This is a genomic window from Montanilutibacter psychrotolerans (assembly GCF_003719825.1).
In the GTDB taxonomy this organism is placed as follows: Bacteria; Pseudomonadota; Gammaproteobacteria; order Xanthomonadales; family Xanthomonadaceae; genus Montanilutibacter; species Montanilutibacter psychrotolerans.
In genome coordinates this window covers 1-15,372 of the sequence record NZ_RIBS01000004.1, presented here as the reverse complement: position 1 = coordinate 15,372, position 15,372 = coordinate 1, and the positions used below count along the sequence as shown (strand labels likewise).

11 protein-coding genes are annotated in these 15,372 nt (G+C 66.1%); 8 read left to right on the top strand and 3 right to left on the bottom strand.

From position 1 onward, the window contains the following. Positions 1-6 precede the first annotated feature (6 nt). The 8 genes from EER27_RS09255 (at position 7) to EER27_RS09215 (ending at position 11,909) form a co-directional block, all read left to right on the top strand. Positions 7-849, top strand: coding sequence for a DUF4123 domain-containing protein (locus EER27_RS09255; protein ID WP_190285729.1), 843 nt, complete (start codon positions 7-9; stop codon positions 847-849). Between the two features lie 56 nt (positions 850-905). Then, the gene (locus EER27_RS09250) at positions 906-1,493 is read left to right on the top strand and encodes a DUF3304 domain-containing protein (RefSeq protein ID WP_190285728.1); all 588 of its coding nucleotides are present in this window, start codon (positions 906-908) and stop codon (positions 1,491-1,493) included. A gap of 593 nt (positions 1,494-2,086) precedes the next feature. Then, positions 2,087-2,713: a DUF3304 domain-containing protein gene (locus EER27_RS09240; RefSeq protein ID WP_223807254.1), complete on the top strand. Its 627-nt coding sequence runs from the start codon at positions 2,087-2,089 to the stop codon at positions 2,711-2,713. A 58-nt stretch (positions 2,714-2,771) separates the two neighbouring features. Beyond that, positions 2,772-3,341, top strand: coding sequence for a DUF3304 domain-containing protein (locus EER27_RS09235; RefSeq protein WP_123087830.1), 570 nt, complete (start codon positions 2,772-2,774; stop codon positions 3,339-3,341). After that, positions 3,341-5,470 carry a T6SS phospholipase effector Tle1-like catalytic domain-containing protein gene (locus EER27_RS09230; RefSeq protein ID WP_123087829.1) on the top strand — a complete coding sequence of 710 codons (2,130 nt, stop codon included), beginning with the start codon at positions 3,341-3,343 and terminating at the stop codon, positions 5,468-5,470. Before EER27_RS09235 ends, EER27_RS09230 begins: the two co-directional genes overlap by 1 nt. Positions 5,471-6,233: 763 nt before the next feature. Then, complete coding sequence (locus tag EER27_RS09225) at positions 6,234-9,299, top strand: type VI secretion system Vgr family protein (protein ID WP_425480829.1); 3,066 nt, start codon at positions 6,234-6,236, stop codon at positions 9,297-9,299. Continuing rightward, positions 9,296-10,930 (top strand): esterase/lipase family protein, encoded by a 1,635-nt coding sequence (locus tag EER27_RS09220; protein ID WP_123087827.1) that lies wholly within the window; start codon positions 9,296-9,298, stop codon positions 10,928-10,930. The genes EER27_RS09225 and EER27_RS09220 overlap by 4 nt, the downstream gene beginning before the upstream one ends. A gap of 73 nt (positions 10,931-11,003) precedes the next feature. After that, positions 11,004-11,909, top strand: a complete 906-nt coding sequence (locus tag EER27_RS09215; RefSeq protein WP_123087826.1) for a T6SS immunity protein Tli4 family protein — start codon at positions 11,004-11,006, stop codon at positions 11,907-11,909. Positions 11,910-12,086: 177 nt separating this feature from the next. Here EER27_RS09215 and EER27_RS09210 read toward each other — a convergent pair whose 3' ends face one another. The 3 genes from EER27_RS09210 to EER27_RS17090 all read right to left on the bottom strand — a co-directional run. Next, on the bottom strand, positions 12,087-12,704 hold the full coding sequence (locus tag EER27_RS09210) for a hypothetical protein (RefSeq protein ID WP_123087825.1): 618 nt from the start codon (positions 12,702-12,704) through the stop codon (positions 12,087-12,089). Between the two features lie 2 nt (positions 12,705-12,706). Continuing rightward, positions 12,707-14,500 (bottom strand): peptidoglycan-binding domain-containing protein, encoded by a 1,794-nt coding sequence (locus tag EER27_RS09205; protein WP_123087824.1) that lies wholly within the window; start codon positions 14,498-14,500, stop codon positions 12,707-12,709. 12 nt (positions 14,501-14,512) lie between these two features. Then, on the bottom strand, positions 14,513-15,372 hold an 860-nt coding region (locus EER27_RS17090), incomplete at its 5' end, for a DUF2345 domain-containing protein (RefSeq protein ID WP_190285727.1).

Sequence of the window (15,372 nt, the reverse complement as noted above, 5' to 3'; positions counted from 1 at the left end):
GCGGCATTGATCGACCCGGCATGCGTGGCTGCGGCGACGCTCGACGCCAGCCTCCGACAGCGGGCGAAAACTGGGCAACGCGTGTACGCCCTGTTCGAATCCGGCCTCGCAGATCCGCGCCGTTGGAAGCGCACGATCTTCCTTCATGCGCTGACCTCCCTGTACGAAGGTCGCTACAACGGCGAAGGGCTGACGGAAATCTCCCCGAGCTTGTGCGAGCTCCCGACAGACCCCGTCGAAAGTGAGCGTTGGCTGTCCGCGATCCTCGATGCGTGCCGAGGCCAGCCAATGCTCGCCTTCATCGTGACCGCCCTGTCGCGTGATGAACTCGTGCGGCACCTTCAGCAGCGAATGGAGGCAGCCAGCCCTCCGGGCGAACACTTCGTTGCACGATGGGCCGACACGCGTTGCCTCGCAAGCTGGGTCGCGGTGCTGGACGATGCGCAACGCGCGCACTTCACCGCCGGCATCGACGCCTGGCTCTACTTCGACCGCTGCGGCCAGCTGCAATCGCTGCCACTGGAAACAACCGTCAGTCCCGGCCATCACGATCTGGCCTACCGCCTGACGTGGGAACAAATCCGCCGACTGCAGCGCTCCGCCATGGCAGACACGGTTCTCGACTACCTGCGCGCACGCTCGCGCGTGTTCGGACGCTTGTCGGGACTGCCCTCTGTGGTCCATGCCACGGCGGAGAAGATCCTGCTGGAATCTTCCGATACCGATAGTGCGATCACGGCAGACACCTATCGTCGGATGTTGCACTCACTGGAAGACGCTGGTCTGCTCGAAGTGCCGGATCAGGAGGAATCGGTCGCCGTGGTGCCAGACGCAGGCGACGCGCCATGACGGCGGCGGATGCAAGGATGCAAAAGGTTCATGGAGGAACCAGAGTGATGAGATGGATGAGACTGCTGTTGGCGTCGCTGCTCGCCGTGTTGGTCGTTCAAGGCAGTGGCTGCGCGCCAGCGCCAGAGCCCGCTCCCGAGGTCAGCGATGATGAATCGATCGGCTTTGAGCTGCGGGCCTTGAACTACACCGACGTGCCCATCGCGACCTACTTCGTCGACGACGAGTGGGGTGGTGACGTCATGCCCCACACCGGAGGAAGTTCCAGTGCCGGCTCGATCGGTTTGCCGTTCAAATGGCGCCCAGGCCTGAAGGTCAAGGTGCGCTGGCAGGACGACACCCTGCGACGAACCGCGCCCAACGCATTGCACGAAGCGGAGCTGGAGGTTCCCCCCTATGAACGGATCTACGTCGGCTTCCTGCTGGTGGCATTCGAGCCCGGTGGCAAGGTGCGCATTCGGGCGAGCAGCTACCCACCGGGCATGGACGGATCCCCATCGGACTTCCCATCCCCCGCACCGCCTGCAGCAAGAACGTCGTCGGTTTCCCCAACTTCCAGAAAGCGAGCTCGCTCCCATCCGATCGCCTACCCAAGCGGGATCGCTGCCCAGGTGCGTCGGCACCAACGCGCCCTAGGCGAGTGAAGGAACGAATCGAAATGCACCGGATGAAGTTGTCGACCGCAGCTCTTCTCCCCTTGCTACTGGTGAACAGCGGTTTGAACTACACCGAGTCAGGGCGAGCAAATAAATAGTTGGGATTCACATGGAGACTATGGGGTGCTGAGAATCTTGATGCTCTGCTTAGTGTGCATGCTCGTTGGCTGTGCCGCTGCTCCGTACAAGAAGGCAGATATGTCCTTTTACGGCGGGCGCACAGGCTATCTTGATAGGCAGTTCGCGCCTGGAAGCTACATCGTTGAGTACTCGCACATTGGCGGCTACAACTACAACTTGGAGCTCAATAGGCAATATTGGTCGCAGCGCGCCACTGAGCTGTGCCCAAAGGGTTACGACGGGACTCCTGAGGTAATTTTTGCCGGTGAGGCGAAGATAGAAGAGTTCGTTTGCCCGCAAAATTTCTGCGCAAACTACCCTCTGATATCGGGGGTCATTCGGTGCAGACAGTGAAGGACTTCCCCTCTCCAGCACCTCTATCAGATGCAGCCCGGCTGTCCCGAATGGTGGGACAGCAATCCCATCCTGTCGGAGCGCGTACCGAGGGAGGGACACTACTGATGAGTCTGCGAGAGCGATTCCGAGGCGCGTCGGTTCCGATCAAGGAGCAGATCGAAATGCACTGGATGAAATTATCGACCGCAGCGCTTCTGGGCCTGCTGCTGGCGAACAGCAGCGGCTGCTCGCGACCCGAGCCCGAACAGAACATACCGTTCAGCGCCGCCGATGACGACATGATCGGTTTCGACATGCGTGGCTTGAACTACACCGATGTGCCGATCGCAACGTTCTATGTCGACGGCCAGTGGGGTGGAGGGGTTATGCCGTACCTGGGAGGGTATTCCAGCACGGGCGCGATTGGCCTGCCGTTCAAGTGGCGTCCGGGTCTGAAGGTCAAGGTGAGTTGGCAAGACGACATCATGTGGAAGAAGGACCCGAACTCGTTGCGCGAAGTGGAGCTCGAGGTACCAAAGTACGAACGGATATACGCAGGATTCCTGCTGATCGCGTTTGAGCCCGGGGGGAAGGTAAGGGTGCGAGCAAGTGATTACCTCCCGGGAGGGCCAGACTCGCCGCCAGACTTTCCCCCTCCCGTGGAGTTTTGCCAACAGCAGCCCGGCTGCACTGAGTGGTGGGAAAGCAATCCCATTCACTCCGAGCGCGTGCCGAGAGAGGGGCACTACTGATGCGGATCTACGAGAACGATTCCGAGGCGCGTCGGTTCCGATCAAGGAGCAGATCGAAATGCACTGGATGAAATTGTCGACCGCAGCGCTTCTTGGCCTGCTGCTGGCGAACAGTAGCGGCTGCTCGCGACCGGAGCCCGAGCAGAACATTCCGTTCAGCGCCTCCGCCGACGACATGATCGGTTTCGACATGCAGGGCCTAAATTACACCGATGTGCCGATCGCAACGTTCTATGTCGACGACCAGTGGGGAGGAGGGGTTATGCCGTACTTGGGAGGGCATTCCAGTGCCGGAGCGATTGGCCTGCCGTTCAAGTGGCGTCCGGGTCTGAAGGTCAAGGTGAGTTGGCAGGACGACATCATGTGGCGCAAGGATCCGAACTCGCTGCGCGAGGTGGTACTCGAGGTGCCAAAGTATGAACGGATATACGCAGGCTTCCTGCTGATCGCGTTCGAGCCAGGCGGCAAGGTCAGGGTACGAGCAAGTAGCTATCTTCCGGGAGGGGCTGGCGCCCCAAAGGACTTCCCCCCGCCCGTGGACTTTTGCAGGCAGCAGCCCGGCTGCACTGAGTGGTGGGAAAGCAATCCCATTCACGCAAAGCGCCTGCCTAGAGAGGGGCACTACTGATGCGCATTCGTTCGGCTCCCGAATGTTCGTCGCAACCAACCAACCTTTCCATTCAAGGTCGCAGCGATGCATTGTGCAATGCGCTGGTTGGCGCAACGGCGCAGTGCGAGATCGATCTGCATTGGGGCTTCTTCTTCGACGGCACCAACAACAACCTGAAGCGTGATGCGCCAGATTTCACACACAGCAACGTTGCGCGTCTGCACGAGGTCTTCTCGGAAACTCGAGACGAGACTCGTTTGCGCCGGTACATCGCAGGGGTTGGTACCGAATTCAACAAGCAAATTGGCGACCGAGGCCAGGGCGCGCAACAGAAAGCGGGGCTAGCCGCCGGTTGGGGCGGTGAAGCACGGCTGTGCTGGGCGCTGTTGAAATTTCTCGACAATCTGAGTCGATTCCTCTGCCAGCGCGAACTGGGTGAGATCCTCGGCCAACCCGACCCGACAACAGTTCGCACGATGGCCACGGATATCGGGCTGCCCCGATACCAGCTTGAACAGATGGCCACGGATGAGGCGCAGGCGATCCGGATGCTGCGCTCGGTTGGCATGGCGGCATCTGTCGCGGCCACCTACGACACCGCAAACGCGGATCCCAATCACGCAGGGCGCCGCCGGGTGCTGGCCGAGCGGCGGATGCTCTTGGAGAAGCAGATGGAACAACGCCATGCGGCCCGGATCAAACCCGAGATCGGGCGCATCCGGCTTTCGGTGTTCGGCTTCTCGCGCGGGGCAACCGAGGCACGGGTCTTCTGCAACTGGCTGCGCGAGGCCTGCGATCCCGCCCCCGGCGGTGGTCTTAACTTGTGTGGCATTCCCATCGAGTTCGACTTTCTCGGCATCTTCGACACCGTGGCATCGGTCGGGGTGGCCAAGATCACCACCGTGTTCGACGGGCACGGCAACTACGCGCAGGAAGCGGACCTTCGCATCCCGGACTATGTGAAGCGTTGCCTGCATCTGGTTGCGGCGCACGAGGTGCGTGCCTCCTTCCCGCTCGATACCGCGTGGGATTCGAACTGCGAGGAGGTGGTGTACCCGGGCGTGCACTCGGACGTGGGCGGCGGCTATCGGCCGGGAGAGCAGGGAAAGGGCTACGTGGATGGCAAGGCCAGTGATGCCGCCAAGCTCTCCCAGATTCCGTTGGCGCACATGTACCGGGAGGCGGTCAAGGCCGGCGTGCCGCTGGATCTCGATGCTGCAACCGATAAGGCAACGGCCGCTTTCAACATCGCTCCGCAACTCATCGCCGCCTTCAACGGCTACGTCAGGGCGAGCCAGTCGGTGCGTGGCGCGAGCACCCGGGAGCTGGTCCAGGGTCACTACGGACTGTTCCTGCGTTGGCGGCGTTTGCGGATGCAGGACGGCGCCGAGCTGTTTGCCAACCAGCCGTTCGTTGCCCGGGCCAAGGCGTTCAAGCAACAGGACTACGAAGACCTGGTTCGCGCGAATCGCGAGCTGATTTCCGAGTGGCAGTTCCTGGTCACGCTCGAGCGAGTTGGGCTCGCGGTCGCGGCACAAAATGTGTTGGTACAAACGATACTGAAGCTTCACGCCTACCGGACTGCCGCGACGTGGGTGCTGCAACAGAGGCTGCGTCGATGGCTCGAGGTGAAGCCTTACTGGAACGAAACGCAGCCGCTGGATTCGCGCATCGTGCGGCTCTTCGACGACTACGTGCACGACTCGCGCGCGTGGTTCAAGGTGCTGGGTGCCGCCAGTGAAGCGGCCTGGATCCAGGAGCAGGGGGAGCGCATGGTGGAGTTGGAACGCCGTGACGCCGCCTGGCAGTCGTGGAAGCAGCAGGCGCTTAGAAGCCCGGGGTTCGCGGCGAGGTCGCCGCCACCGCCCTCGATAAGCGCAGAGGACAAGCAAGCTCTGCAGGCGTATCGCCGTTCCGGTGGCCGAGACCTGCCCGAGGAGCGGAGCGGCCGTGAGCCCTACGAACTCTTCGGGTTTCTGCGTTGGCGGACGAGTTTTCCGGGCGGCGAATCCTTCCGGGCGCGAGAGCGGCTGCAAGATGAGGCGCGTCGCGCGCACGAGGCAGCGGTGCAGGCACACGAAGCGGCCGCGAAGGCGGCAATACGGAACATCCGCTTTGGCCCCAATGGCGTTCCTCTGATCCTCTGATCCTGAGACCATCTGAGAGCCGAAAACCGAAAACCGAGACTTCTTGAGGGAGTCGGTGTGTTGCTGGTGAGTGAGTGCGGCCCGACTTCGAAGTCCCTCTGACCCTCTCCACACTTGTCTCTTGGGATGGCTTGCCACCTCGGAGGGGCCTCAACGCTCCGCTGCCAGTCGCAGGGGGTTTTGGCGCCTGGAGAATGTCGAGGCCGCGCGCCGCGTCGACGGTGGTGACCACAGCGGTCCAAGTGTGGAAATGCTGGAAGCCGCGCGACGTGACACCAGCCACGAGTTTTGCGTGCAGCTGATGGATGTGGTGCCCGATTGTTCGAAGTCTCTCGTTCCTCCGCACCGTGCCATCGAGGAGTCACGACCCACCACGGATAAGCCTCGCCCCGCCCCCGACTTGCACTCCCGATCTTCCGAACTCCTCCCGACCCTAAGCCGGCCCCGCATCGTCCTGCCCGAACACCTTCAAACCCGAGTTGCCCAAGCCGCCGCTCTGCGGGTTCCTTGAAGGCCGTCCCGTTTCCGCCCCGTCCCCTTGCTGAACCCGCCGCCATACCCTCCAGCACTGTCACGCAGGTTCTGCTAGCTTTAGTCAGGCATGTACCCGCGCGACGGTCCGGTTTTCCCGGCAAAGCCGTCGGCGCAGGCCTTTCATGGAGGAATGGGCGTGGTGGCAGGGATGGGAATGGGGGGGACGTTGCGCACCAGCGCAACGAGCGCGGGCTTGCAGGCGGTGGCGGACTGGTCGACGGAGGCGGGGTTGGCAACGGCCCTCCCGGGCGCCGCGTTGGCGCGTGCGCCGGGCCTGGCACAGGCGGTGTCGAGCGCACTGGCGGGTCTGGCGCGCTACACCGGCGCGCAGCGGCTGTACGACCTGGCCTGGGGCGAGGGCGGTGCGACGGATTGGGTGGTCGAGCGCTGGCAGGGCTGGGAGACGTTGTCGCCCGGCGGCACGTCCGACGGTCTGTCGGGTGGCTTCGAGTGGTGGATCGACGCCTTGTCGACCAACGCCGGCGCGCCGCTGGATCGTCTGCTGGGGCAACGGCTGGGCCTGCTCACGCGCAGCGCCGACGGTAGCCAGTCCACGCGCACGGGGTTGATCCGCGAGGCGCAGTGCATCGGCGGCGACGGCGGTCTGGCGCGCTACCGGGTGTGCCTGGTGCCGTGGACGTGGCTGCTCGGCCAGGGCCGTCATAGCCGGGTGTTCCAGGAACGCAGCGTCAGCGAGATCGTCGCATCGGTGTTTGCCGGCTACGCGCCACTGGCGGCGTGGCAGTTCGGCGACGAGGTCGGTCCGTTCCTGGACGCGCGTCGCCCGCGCAGCTACTGCGTGCAGTACCGCGAGAGCGACCTGGCCTTCGTGTCACGGCTGCTGGCCGAAGAAGGGCTGGGCTGGCGGATCGAGGAAGCGCCCGATGCGCCGGCCGGGCACCGGATCGTGGTGTTCGCCGAGTCGGGGCAGGGTCCGCAGGATGCGGCGGCCGAAAGCGGCGGCGGGATCCGCTACCACCGCAGCGACGCGACCGAAGCCAGCGACACGGTGCAGGCGTTCGGCCTGGTGCGCCGGCTGGGGTCGGCGGCGGTGACGGTGCTGAGCGACGACTACAAGGCGGTGTCGGTGCAGTCGGCGAACGTGCCGCTGTCGGGCGGGGATCACGCCGCGACGCTGGAAGATTACGACCCGGTCGGCGCGTACGCGTTTGCCGATCGCAACGAGGCCGACCACTACGCCGGGTTGCTGGCGCAGGCGCGGCAGACGCCGCGCCGGCACTGGCTGGGCCAGGGCTGCGTGCGCAGCTTCCGCGCGGGCAGCTGGTTCGCGCTGCGCAACGCGCCGCTGGCCGACGGCACGCCCGATGAGGTGTTGCTGGTCAGCGTGCACCAGGCCGGCGTCAACAACCTGCCGGCGGCAGTGCGCGAGGGCGTCGAGCACGCGCTCGGCGCGGCCCCTGCGTTCGCCAATGGCGCGGCGCCGGCGTTGCCGTCGGTGCAGTGGCAGGCGGTGCGCGAACGCGCGGCGGCGGTGGGTTACGCGAACGCGTTCACCGCGGTGCCGCGTGACCAGCCGTGGCGCCCGGTGCTGCACGACGGCACCGGCGCGCGGATCAACCCGCGGCCGACCGCGCCGGGCTACCAGACCGCGATCGTGGTCGGCCCGGAAGCCAGCGACAGCCCGAACGGCAGCCACGAGTTGCACTGCGACCGGCTCGGCCGGGTGCGCGTGCGCTTCCACTTCCAGCAGTCGGCCGGCGATGGCGAAGCGGCGGACAGCTGCTGGCTGCGCGTGGCGCAGCGGTACGCCGGTCCGGGCGTGGGCAGCCAGTTCCTGCCGCGGATCGGGCAGGAGGTGCTGGTGGCGTTCCTGGACGGCGACATCGACCGGCCGATGGTGGTGGGCGCGCTGTACAACGGGCACGGCGAAGCCGGCATCGCGCCCAGCCCGGGCAAGGCGGCCAGCGCGGGCGAGGCGACGGCCTACACGCAGGCCGGCGACCACCGCCCCAGCGCGCAGGCCAACCTGGCCGGCGGTCACGCGCCGCCGTGGCACGGCAGCAGCGCCGATGCGCAGGGTCACCGCAACGCGGCGGCGCTGGTGGGCATCAAGTCCAAGGAGTTTGGTGGCGAGGGCCACAACCGGCTGGTGCTGGACGACAGCGACGGCCAGTTGCGGCTGCAGCTGGCCACCACGCACGCGGCCACCCAGCTCAACCTGGGGCACCTGATCCACCAGGCGGACAACTTCCGCGGCAGTTTCCGCGGCGAAGGGTTCGAGCTGCGCAGCGACCAATGGGGCGCGGTGCGGGCGCAGGCGGGGTTGTGGCTGAGCGCGTACGCAATCGGAGACGACACCGGCGCGGGCGATGCGGTGGCGGCGACGGCGCTGCTGAAGCAGGCCACCGCGCTGGCGAAGACGTTCAGCCAGGTGGCGGGCACGCACAAGACGGTGAAGCTGGCCGCGCACGAAGGCGCAAGCCGGGCAAATCAATCGCAATTGGTGGCCGATGCGGCGCCGCTGGCGGCGCTGCTGAAGAGCGCATCGACGACGGTACCGGGCAGCGAGCTGGGGCAGGCGCAGTCGGCCGCGCCGGAGCGCAGTGCGGCTGGCGGTAGCGGCCGGGTGCCGCACAGCGGCGACGCGCTGCTGGGTCTGGCGGCACCGGCGGGGATCGGGATGGTGGCGGGCCAGTCGGTGCAGTGGCTGGTGGGCGAGACGCTGAGCGTGGCGAGCGGCCAATCGGCGAACACGGCGGTGGCGGGCAACCTGCGGATCCACGCGGGCCAGGCGATCGGATGGCTGGCGAACGCGGTGGAGGCCAAGGAGGGCGGTGGCGCGGCGCACGCGCTGGCGCTGGTGGCGGGCGAGGGCAAGCTGGAGTTTGAGGCGCAGCACGACAGCGCGACGCTGCAGAGCCGGGATGCGTTGAAGGTGGTGAGCGCGAACGCGCAGGTGGAACTGGCGGCGGGCAAGACGGTGCACCTGGCCACGGCCGGCGGCGCCAGCATCACGATCGAAGGCGGCAACATCGTCGTCGCCTGCCCCGGCAACATCACCGTGCATGCCGGCAAGAAGAGCTTCCTGCCTGCGACCCAGCTGTCGCGCGAGATGAACACCTGGCCGCAGACCCGCTTCAACGACACCTACGTGCTCAGGAACGAAGTCACCGATGAGCCGCTGGCCAACGTGATGGTGGAGCTCACCCGCGCCGACGGCGCGAAGATGCAGCTGGTGACCGATGCACAGGGTCGTCTGCCGCAACAGAAGAGCGAATGGATGGATCGCGTGGTGATGCGCGTGATGGGCAAGGCGAAGGGGGCGAAGGGATGAGCCAAGGCAACGAAAAGGACGTCGTGCTGACTGGCAGGATGGATCCGAAAACCGGTCAGACCGTGGCCGAGGCGATACTGACCCCCGAGTCCGACGGCCGCGACAAGACGGTGCTGCTGAAGGTGCCCGCGGTGATCCCGATCGTGTTCCTGCCCGGCATCATGGGCAGCAACCTCAAGACCAAGGGAACCGACGACCCGGCGTGGCGTCCGCCCAACGCCGAGCTGTCGTTCGCCGGCATTGGCGAGGTGATCTCGTCGCTGGCGACCTGGGGTTTCCGCGGCGCGAAGAAGCGCCAGGAGATCCTGAGCCCGGACAACGTCGAGCTCGATATCGAGGGACCCATCGACGTCGCCGACTCCGGCCTGTCCAAGGACCTGGCCTACGAGCGCGGCTGGGGCGGCGTGATGAAGGGCAGCTACCACCCCTTCATGGCCGACCTGCAGGTCAAGCTCAACAACATCCTCAAGCGCGACAAGGCCGAACCCTGGTGGGGCACGTACGGCATGCACGCGCCCAAACAGTACGGCGATGAAAGCGGCGCGTTGCCGTCATTGAGTGACAAGCACCGCCGCCACGCCGCCAACTACAGCTACGACGTGTGGGCGGGCGGCTACCGCTGGCCGCAATCCAACCGCGAGTCGGCGGCCGAAATCCGCACCTACATCGACGACGTCGTGCTGGCGCACTACCGCAAGCTCGGCGTGCCGGCCGAGAAGGTCATCTTGGTGACCCACTCGATGGGCGGCCTGGTGTCGCGCGCGCTCACCGAGATCCACAAGTACGACAAGGTGCTCGGCGTGATCCACGGCGTCCAGCCCTCGCTGGGCGCGCCCACCATCTACCACCACATGCGTTGCGGCTACGAAGGGCCTTCGCAGCTGATCCTTGGGCGCAACGCGGCGCAGGTGACCGCGGTGGTGGCCAATGCGCCGGGCGCGCTCGAGTTGCTGCCCACCCGCGACTACGACAGCGGCAAGCCGTGGCTGATGGTGCGCAAGGACAAGAACGCCGCTCCGATGCTGGGGTTCCCTGCCAAGGGCGATGCCTACAACGAGATCTACATGAGCCCGGAATGGTACGGGCTGGTGCCGCAGCACAATTCCAGCTACCTCGACTTCAAGCACAGCAACAAGATCGCGGTGGACATCCGCGCCAAATTCATCCGCAACATCGCCACGGTGCAGGCGTTCCATCTCGATATCGAACGCAAGTACCACCCGCAGACCTACTCGCACTACGGCGCCGAGGGTGCGCGCGGTTCGTTCGTGACGATCGTCTGGCAAGGCGATCCGGCGCAGCTTGCGCCTACGGCCACGCCGGTCTTCCACGATGACGGCAATGGTGACTACGTCGCCACGGTGGCCGCCGGGCGTTCGGCGCATACCCTCAAGGGCATGTCGTTCCAGCCGGCCACCGGCGCGGGCGACGGCACCGTGTCGTACCTGTCGGGCGAAGCGCCGGGCAAGGCGTCGGTCAAGGGTTCGTTCAAGCACGGCAATCCCGACGGCAAGGAGTCGGCCGAACCCAAGGGCTACGACCACCAGGGAAGCTATCTGGACGAGCGCAGCAAATGGGCCGCGCTCTACGGCATCGTCATGATCGCGCAGGACGCCGACTGGCATGCCTAGGCTGGCCAGCCACTGGCTTGTGCTCATTCTTTGCATGGCCCCGATGTCGTGCAGCAACTCCAGGACGCTCGCAATGCAAAAAACCGGTTGGAAGACACACTGCTTCGGACGGTTGCTGGTCGACCTGCCCGCCGCGGCCACCATCAACGGCAAGTACGAGATGCGCGGTGCCCCAATCGAGAAGGCGCCGGCGACCGCGCAGGGCAATGCCGCCGGCTACATCGACGGGCGCGAGCGCGAACTGCGCGCCCAGAAGCACACCACCAAAGGCAGCATGTTCCTGCGCCGGGCCGACTTCGCGGGTGGCTCGGCGATGCTGTTGTCGTGGGACCAGCCGGGCCAGGAGTACACGTGGAAGCACGACACCTACCTGGTCAGTGGCAGCAACGTGTTCATGCGCCGCGGGCTGGTGTCGCCGTCGCTGGCCGACCGTGCCGATGAGCAGGAAGGCGGGCTCGCACGGGGTTTCAGTGCGCGCGGCAGCGAGGTGCCGACCGGCACCGGCTTCTGCATCGACGGTGGTTTCATCGCCGGCAACGAGTACTGGCCGGAATCCTTCCAGGTGCATGTGAAGCTGCCCTCGCACCCCGGTGCCAGCCTGATCATTTCGTCGACCACGCAGAACCAGGTCGAACCGTCGCTGCTGGATCGTACTGGCGGCATCGGCGCGCTGCTGGCCGCGCGGCCGGGCATCGGCACCCTGCGCAAGGGCAAGACCCGCGATACGGCCATCGACGGCGAGGAGTACTTGGTTGCTGGCAGCGATGACGGCCAACGCCTGTACACGTTTGCCTGGGAAGTGCCGGGCAAGGCCGAGTCGGTGGCGGAGCCGAACATCACCGTCGAGCTGATGGTGCTCAAGCAGAACCGGGTCGGCGACGACAACCCGTACCGCCCGGCGTTCACCAACGACGAGCAGGCCCTGGAGTTGTGGGACGGCGTGGTCCGCTCGGTGCGGATGCGTCCCGGCTCGATCTGAGGCCAGGCGCTGGCATCGCCGGAGCGCGAGGCTCCGGCGCAGGGTTGCATCGGAGAGCGGACGCGCCCGGCAAGGCACGAGGTTGGCGCGAAGCCAGCCCGGTGTCGCTGGGCGGTGTCGACACGGGCCGTGTCGACAGTGAAGTGGCCGCGTGCGTCGAGCGCGCTCGCCGCGGACTCAGTCCGTGCTGGACGGCGCCGCCGGGTCGGCAGGCAGTGACAGTTCCTTCGCGCTGCAGAACTCGGCCAGTTCCGGATCGTTGTCCGGTGGGCCGTAACGGAACCGGCCTGCGTCGAAGGTGAGCCGGAAGCGACGCGTCTGGTTGTCGCCAAGCGCCTCGTTGTAGCAGCTGCGCGTCACCTGCAGGTCGGCCCATCCCGCACTGGCCGACGGTGCCACCGACACGTCCTGCAGCATGTCGTCGGCCACCTTGACGTAGTTGCCGTCGCCGCATTGCGCGAACGCCATGACGTGGACGACGTCGTGCTGGCCGTACGCGCCGGTGAAGTCCTTGATCACCGCGTCGGCCTTGCCGTCTGCGTTGAGGTCGGGCGTGGCGTACCGGAAGGTCTTCCCGGCCTCCTGCGAGTACAGGCAGTCCGTCTCGCCACCCGGCGGGCAGACGCTGACGGCCTTGCCGTCGTAGACCTTGATGGCGACCCGCTCGTTGCCGTCGACGCTGGCGCAGTGCCGCGCCAGATCCGCGCCGGTGGCGTTACCCGCGGGGGCGCTACTGGCACAACCGTTGGCACTCATCGTGGCGACCAGCGCGGCAAACAAGGGGGCGTGCTTCATGGTCAGATTCCGGCCGCATCGAGGACGAAGGAATTGCGGGCAGTGCGCAGCGTGCCCAGCTCGTTGCCAACAACATAGCCGCGACCGGTGCGGCCGGGATAGGTCGGCCACGCCGCGAGATGGGCCTGGGTTGCATTGACGACGGTTGCATCGGCCAGCAACTGATCGGTCACCGCGGTTTCGTGCGCGTTCGTCCATTGCGCCAGCGGTAGCGTCCACGTGACGTTGGGATTGTTCTGGATCGCGTTGCGGATGGAGTTGCGCACCGAGGTGCCGGTCACGTGGCCCGGGCGGAAGATGTGCCAGCGCAACAGGATCGCCGCGGCCTTCTCCGACGTGAACACCGTACCCAGTGTTCCGGTGACGTGGATGTTGCCGGCTTGGACGTTGACCGCGATGCCCAGCACGTCGCGCAGGCGCATGCGCACCATGCCCCACATCGCCTGCTGGACGGCCGGGATGGTGCGACCGGCCATCACCCAGCGGAAGAACCAGTGCCAGGTCTTGTAGTAGTTGGCCTCGATGGTCGCGCGATCGACCTCGGCCAGTTGCGGGATGGCGGTCGCGGCCGTCGCGGGATCGGTGGAGTCGATGTGGTTGCGGATCCAGCCCACGTACTTGCGCTGGCCCTGGTTCCACAGCGGGCCCGCGTTGTTTCCGACCCAGGCGCTGGACGGGTACAGGCCGAAGTTGCCGTAGGCGGTGAGGTAGGACGCCCGGTTGCTGTGCAGCACGTAGGCCAGGAACCCCGGCAACTCGCCATTGTCGTAGCCGTTGGCCGGGTACAGGCCCATCGTCCAGTGGCACGGCCCGAGCGAGATCAGCGCATCGTCGTAGGCGTTGATCGAGTCGAAGAACCCCATGCACTCCTGCTCGGCGGTCGCGCGCACCACGCGGTACGTGGACGTCGTCGCGCCGTTGAGGTTCGCCTGCAGTGTCGCCAGGGTGGTGGCGGGGCCGATCAGGCGCTCCGGGGTCATCTCGGCCTGCGACCACGTGTGCGTCGGCACCATGCTCACCGGTCCGCCGTACGTCATGTAGTTCGTGTAGCCGCCCAGCACGTGGTACTCGGTGGCAACCCGCCCGGCCGGATAGGTGTAGTAGGTCGAGAAGTCGCGGTAGAACATCCGCACATAGCTGACCACCTGGTTTTGCGCGTTGCGCACAGTGCCCTGGGTGATCTGGTTGAACTGCCAGACGTTGACGCCGTTGGTGAACACCGCCGTGCGTTGTGTCGTCTGGCGACTGACCAGCCACGCCTCCACCACCACCGGGCAGCGGTAGTTCTGGTCGAGCCAGTGTTCGATGGCATCACGCGTGCGCTGGTTGACCACGCCGCTGATCGGGCCGGTGTAGCGGGCGGTGTTTGCGGCCTGGTCGAGCGAGCCGACGTAGTAGCTCTCCGGCGGGGTCGAGTTGGGTCGCGTGCCCAGCGCGCCGATCTCCGGCGCGGTGAGTCCGCCGTTGGGCTGCCATTGCCGGAAGCGCTGCGTGTTGAGGCGCGCGACGTGGGTCATGCTGGCGTAGATCTGGAATTCCTTCACCGCCCATTCGGTGCCCCGGCCGAAGCCGCCATCGGGCGTGCCCCCGCAGAGAAACCCCAGCGTGCGCAAATCGTCCTGCAGCTGACGAACGTGCTGGGGAATGGCGATCGTGGCGCCGCCCTGGTTCTGCGGCGTCTGCGCGGCACCGGCCGGCGGTGGCGGATTGACTACTGCACCCCAGCGCGGAGGCTGATTGGCGGCCGGGTTGCCATCGCTGTCACCGCGCTGGAGGTTATGGTTTCCATAGAGCATCGAGTTGTCGTCCTAGACGTCGTGCGTGCTGCCGATCTCGCCCATTCCTTCGGCGCTCGGCTCGTTCTGTCCTGCGATGCCGACGGCGCGATGGAAGCGCTGCAGCGCGGCGCGGCTCTTGGGGCCAAAATCGCCGTCGATCGCACCGTGATAGAAGCCCAGGTTCTTGAGCCTGGACTGCAGACCGTCGTGCTTGTCGGTCTTGCTTTGCGCGCGGACGTCGAGGTCCCAGGTCCACGGGCCGTTCTCTTCGCCGAACGGATAGGTCGTCAGCTTTCCCTTCTTGACGCCCTTCGGGATCGGGTGCGAGATCACGCCGTCGCTCGGGATGTTGCCCTCGAAGGTCTCCCCGCCCAGCTCCAGCTTGTACGGCTTGCCAGACACGAACGCCTGGCCGAACTGTTCCTTCAGGCGGACGGCGAAGTGCTCGGGCAGCACGACGGTTTCGTGCGGCAGGTGCGGCGGAATCGCGGGATTGGATTGCGGACCCTTGAACGGCTGTTCGCTGGCCTTGACGGTGAAGTTGCCGGGGCAGGCGAACGTGATGTCGCCGCCTTCCAGGGTGACCTGGGTCTGGCCGGCCTGCAGCACGATCTTCTTGCTGGCCATCACGTCGATGCGCTGGTCGGTCGCGGTGACGGTGACGCTCTGGTCGGCCAGCAGTTCCAGCGTGCCGGCGTGGGCCTGTAGGCTCAGTGGGCCGTTGGCGGCGATGGCGCGCAGCGGGCCCTTCTGCGCGAACAGCGCCAGGTGCGCGCCGCTCACGCCGGCCACGGTCTGCCCGGCCGCCAGGTGCGCATCGTCCTGCACGGTCAGGTGCAGGTGGCCGCCGGCGTAGGCCAGCGCGCTGGACGGCGTGGCCAGGGCGATCT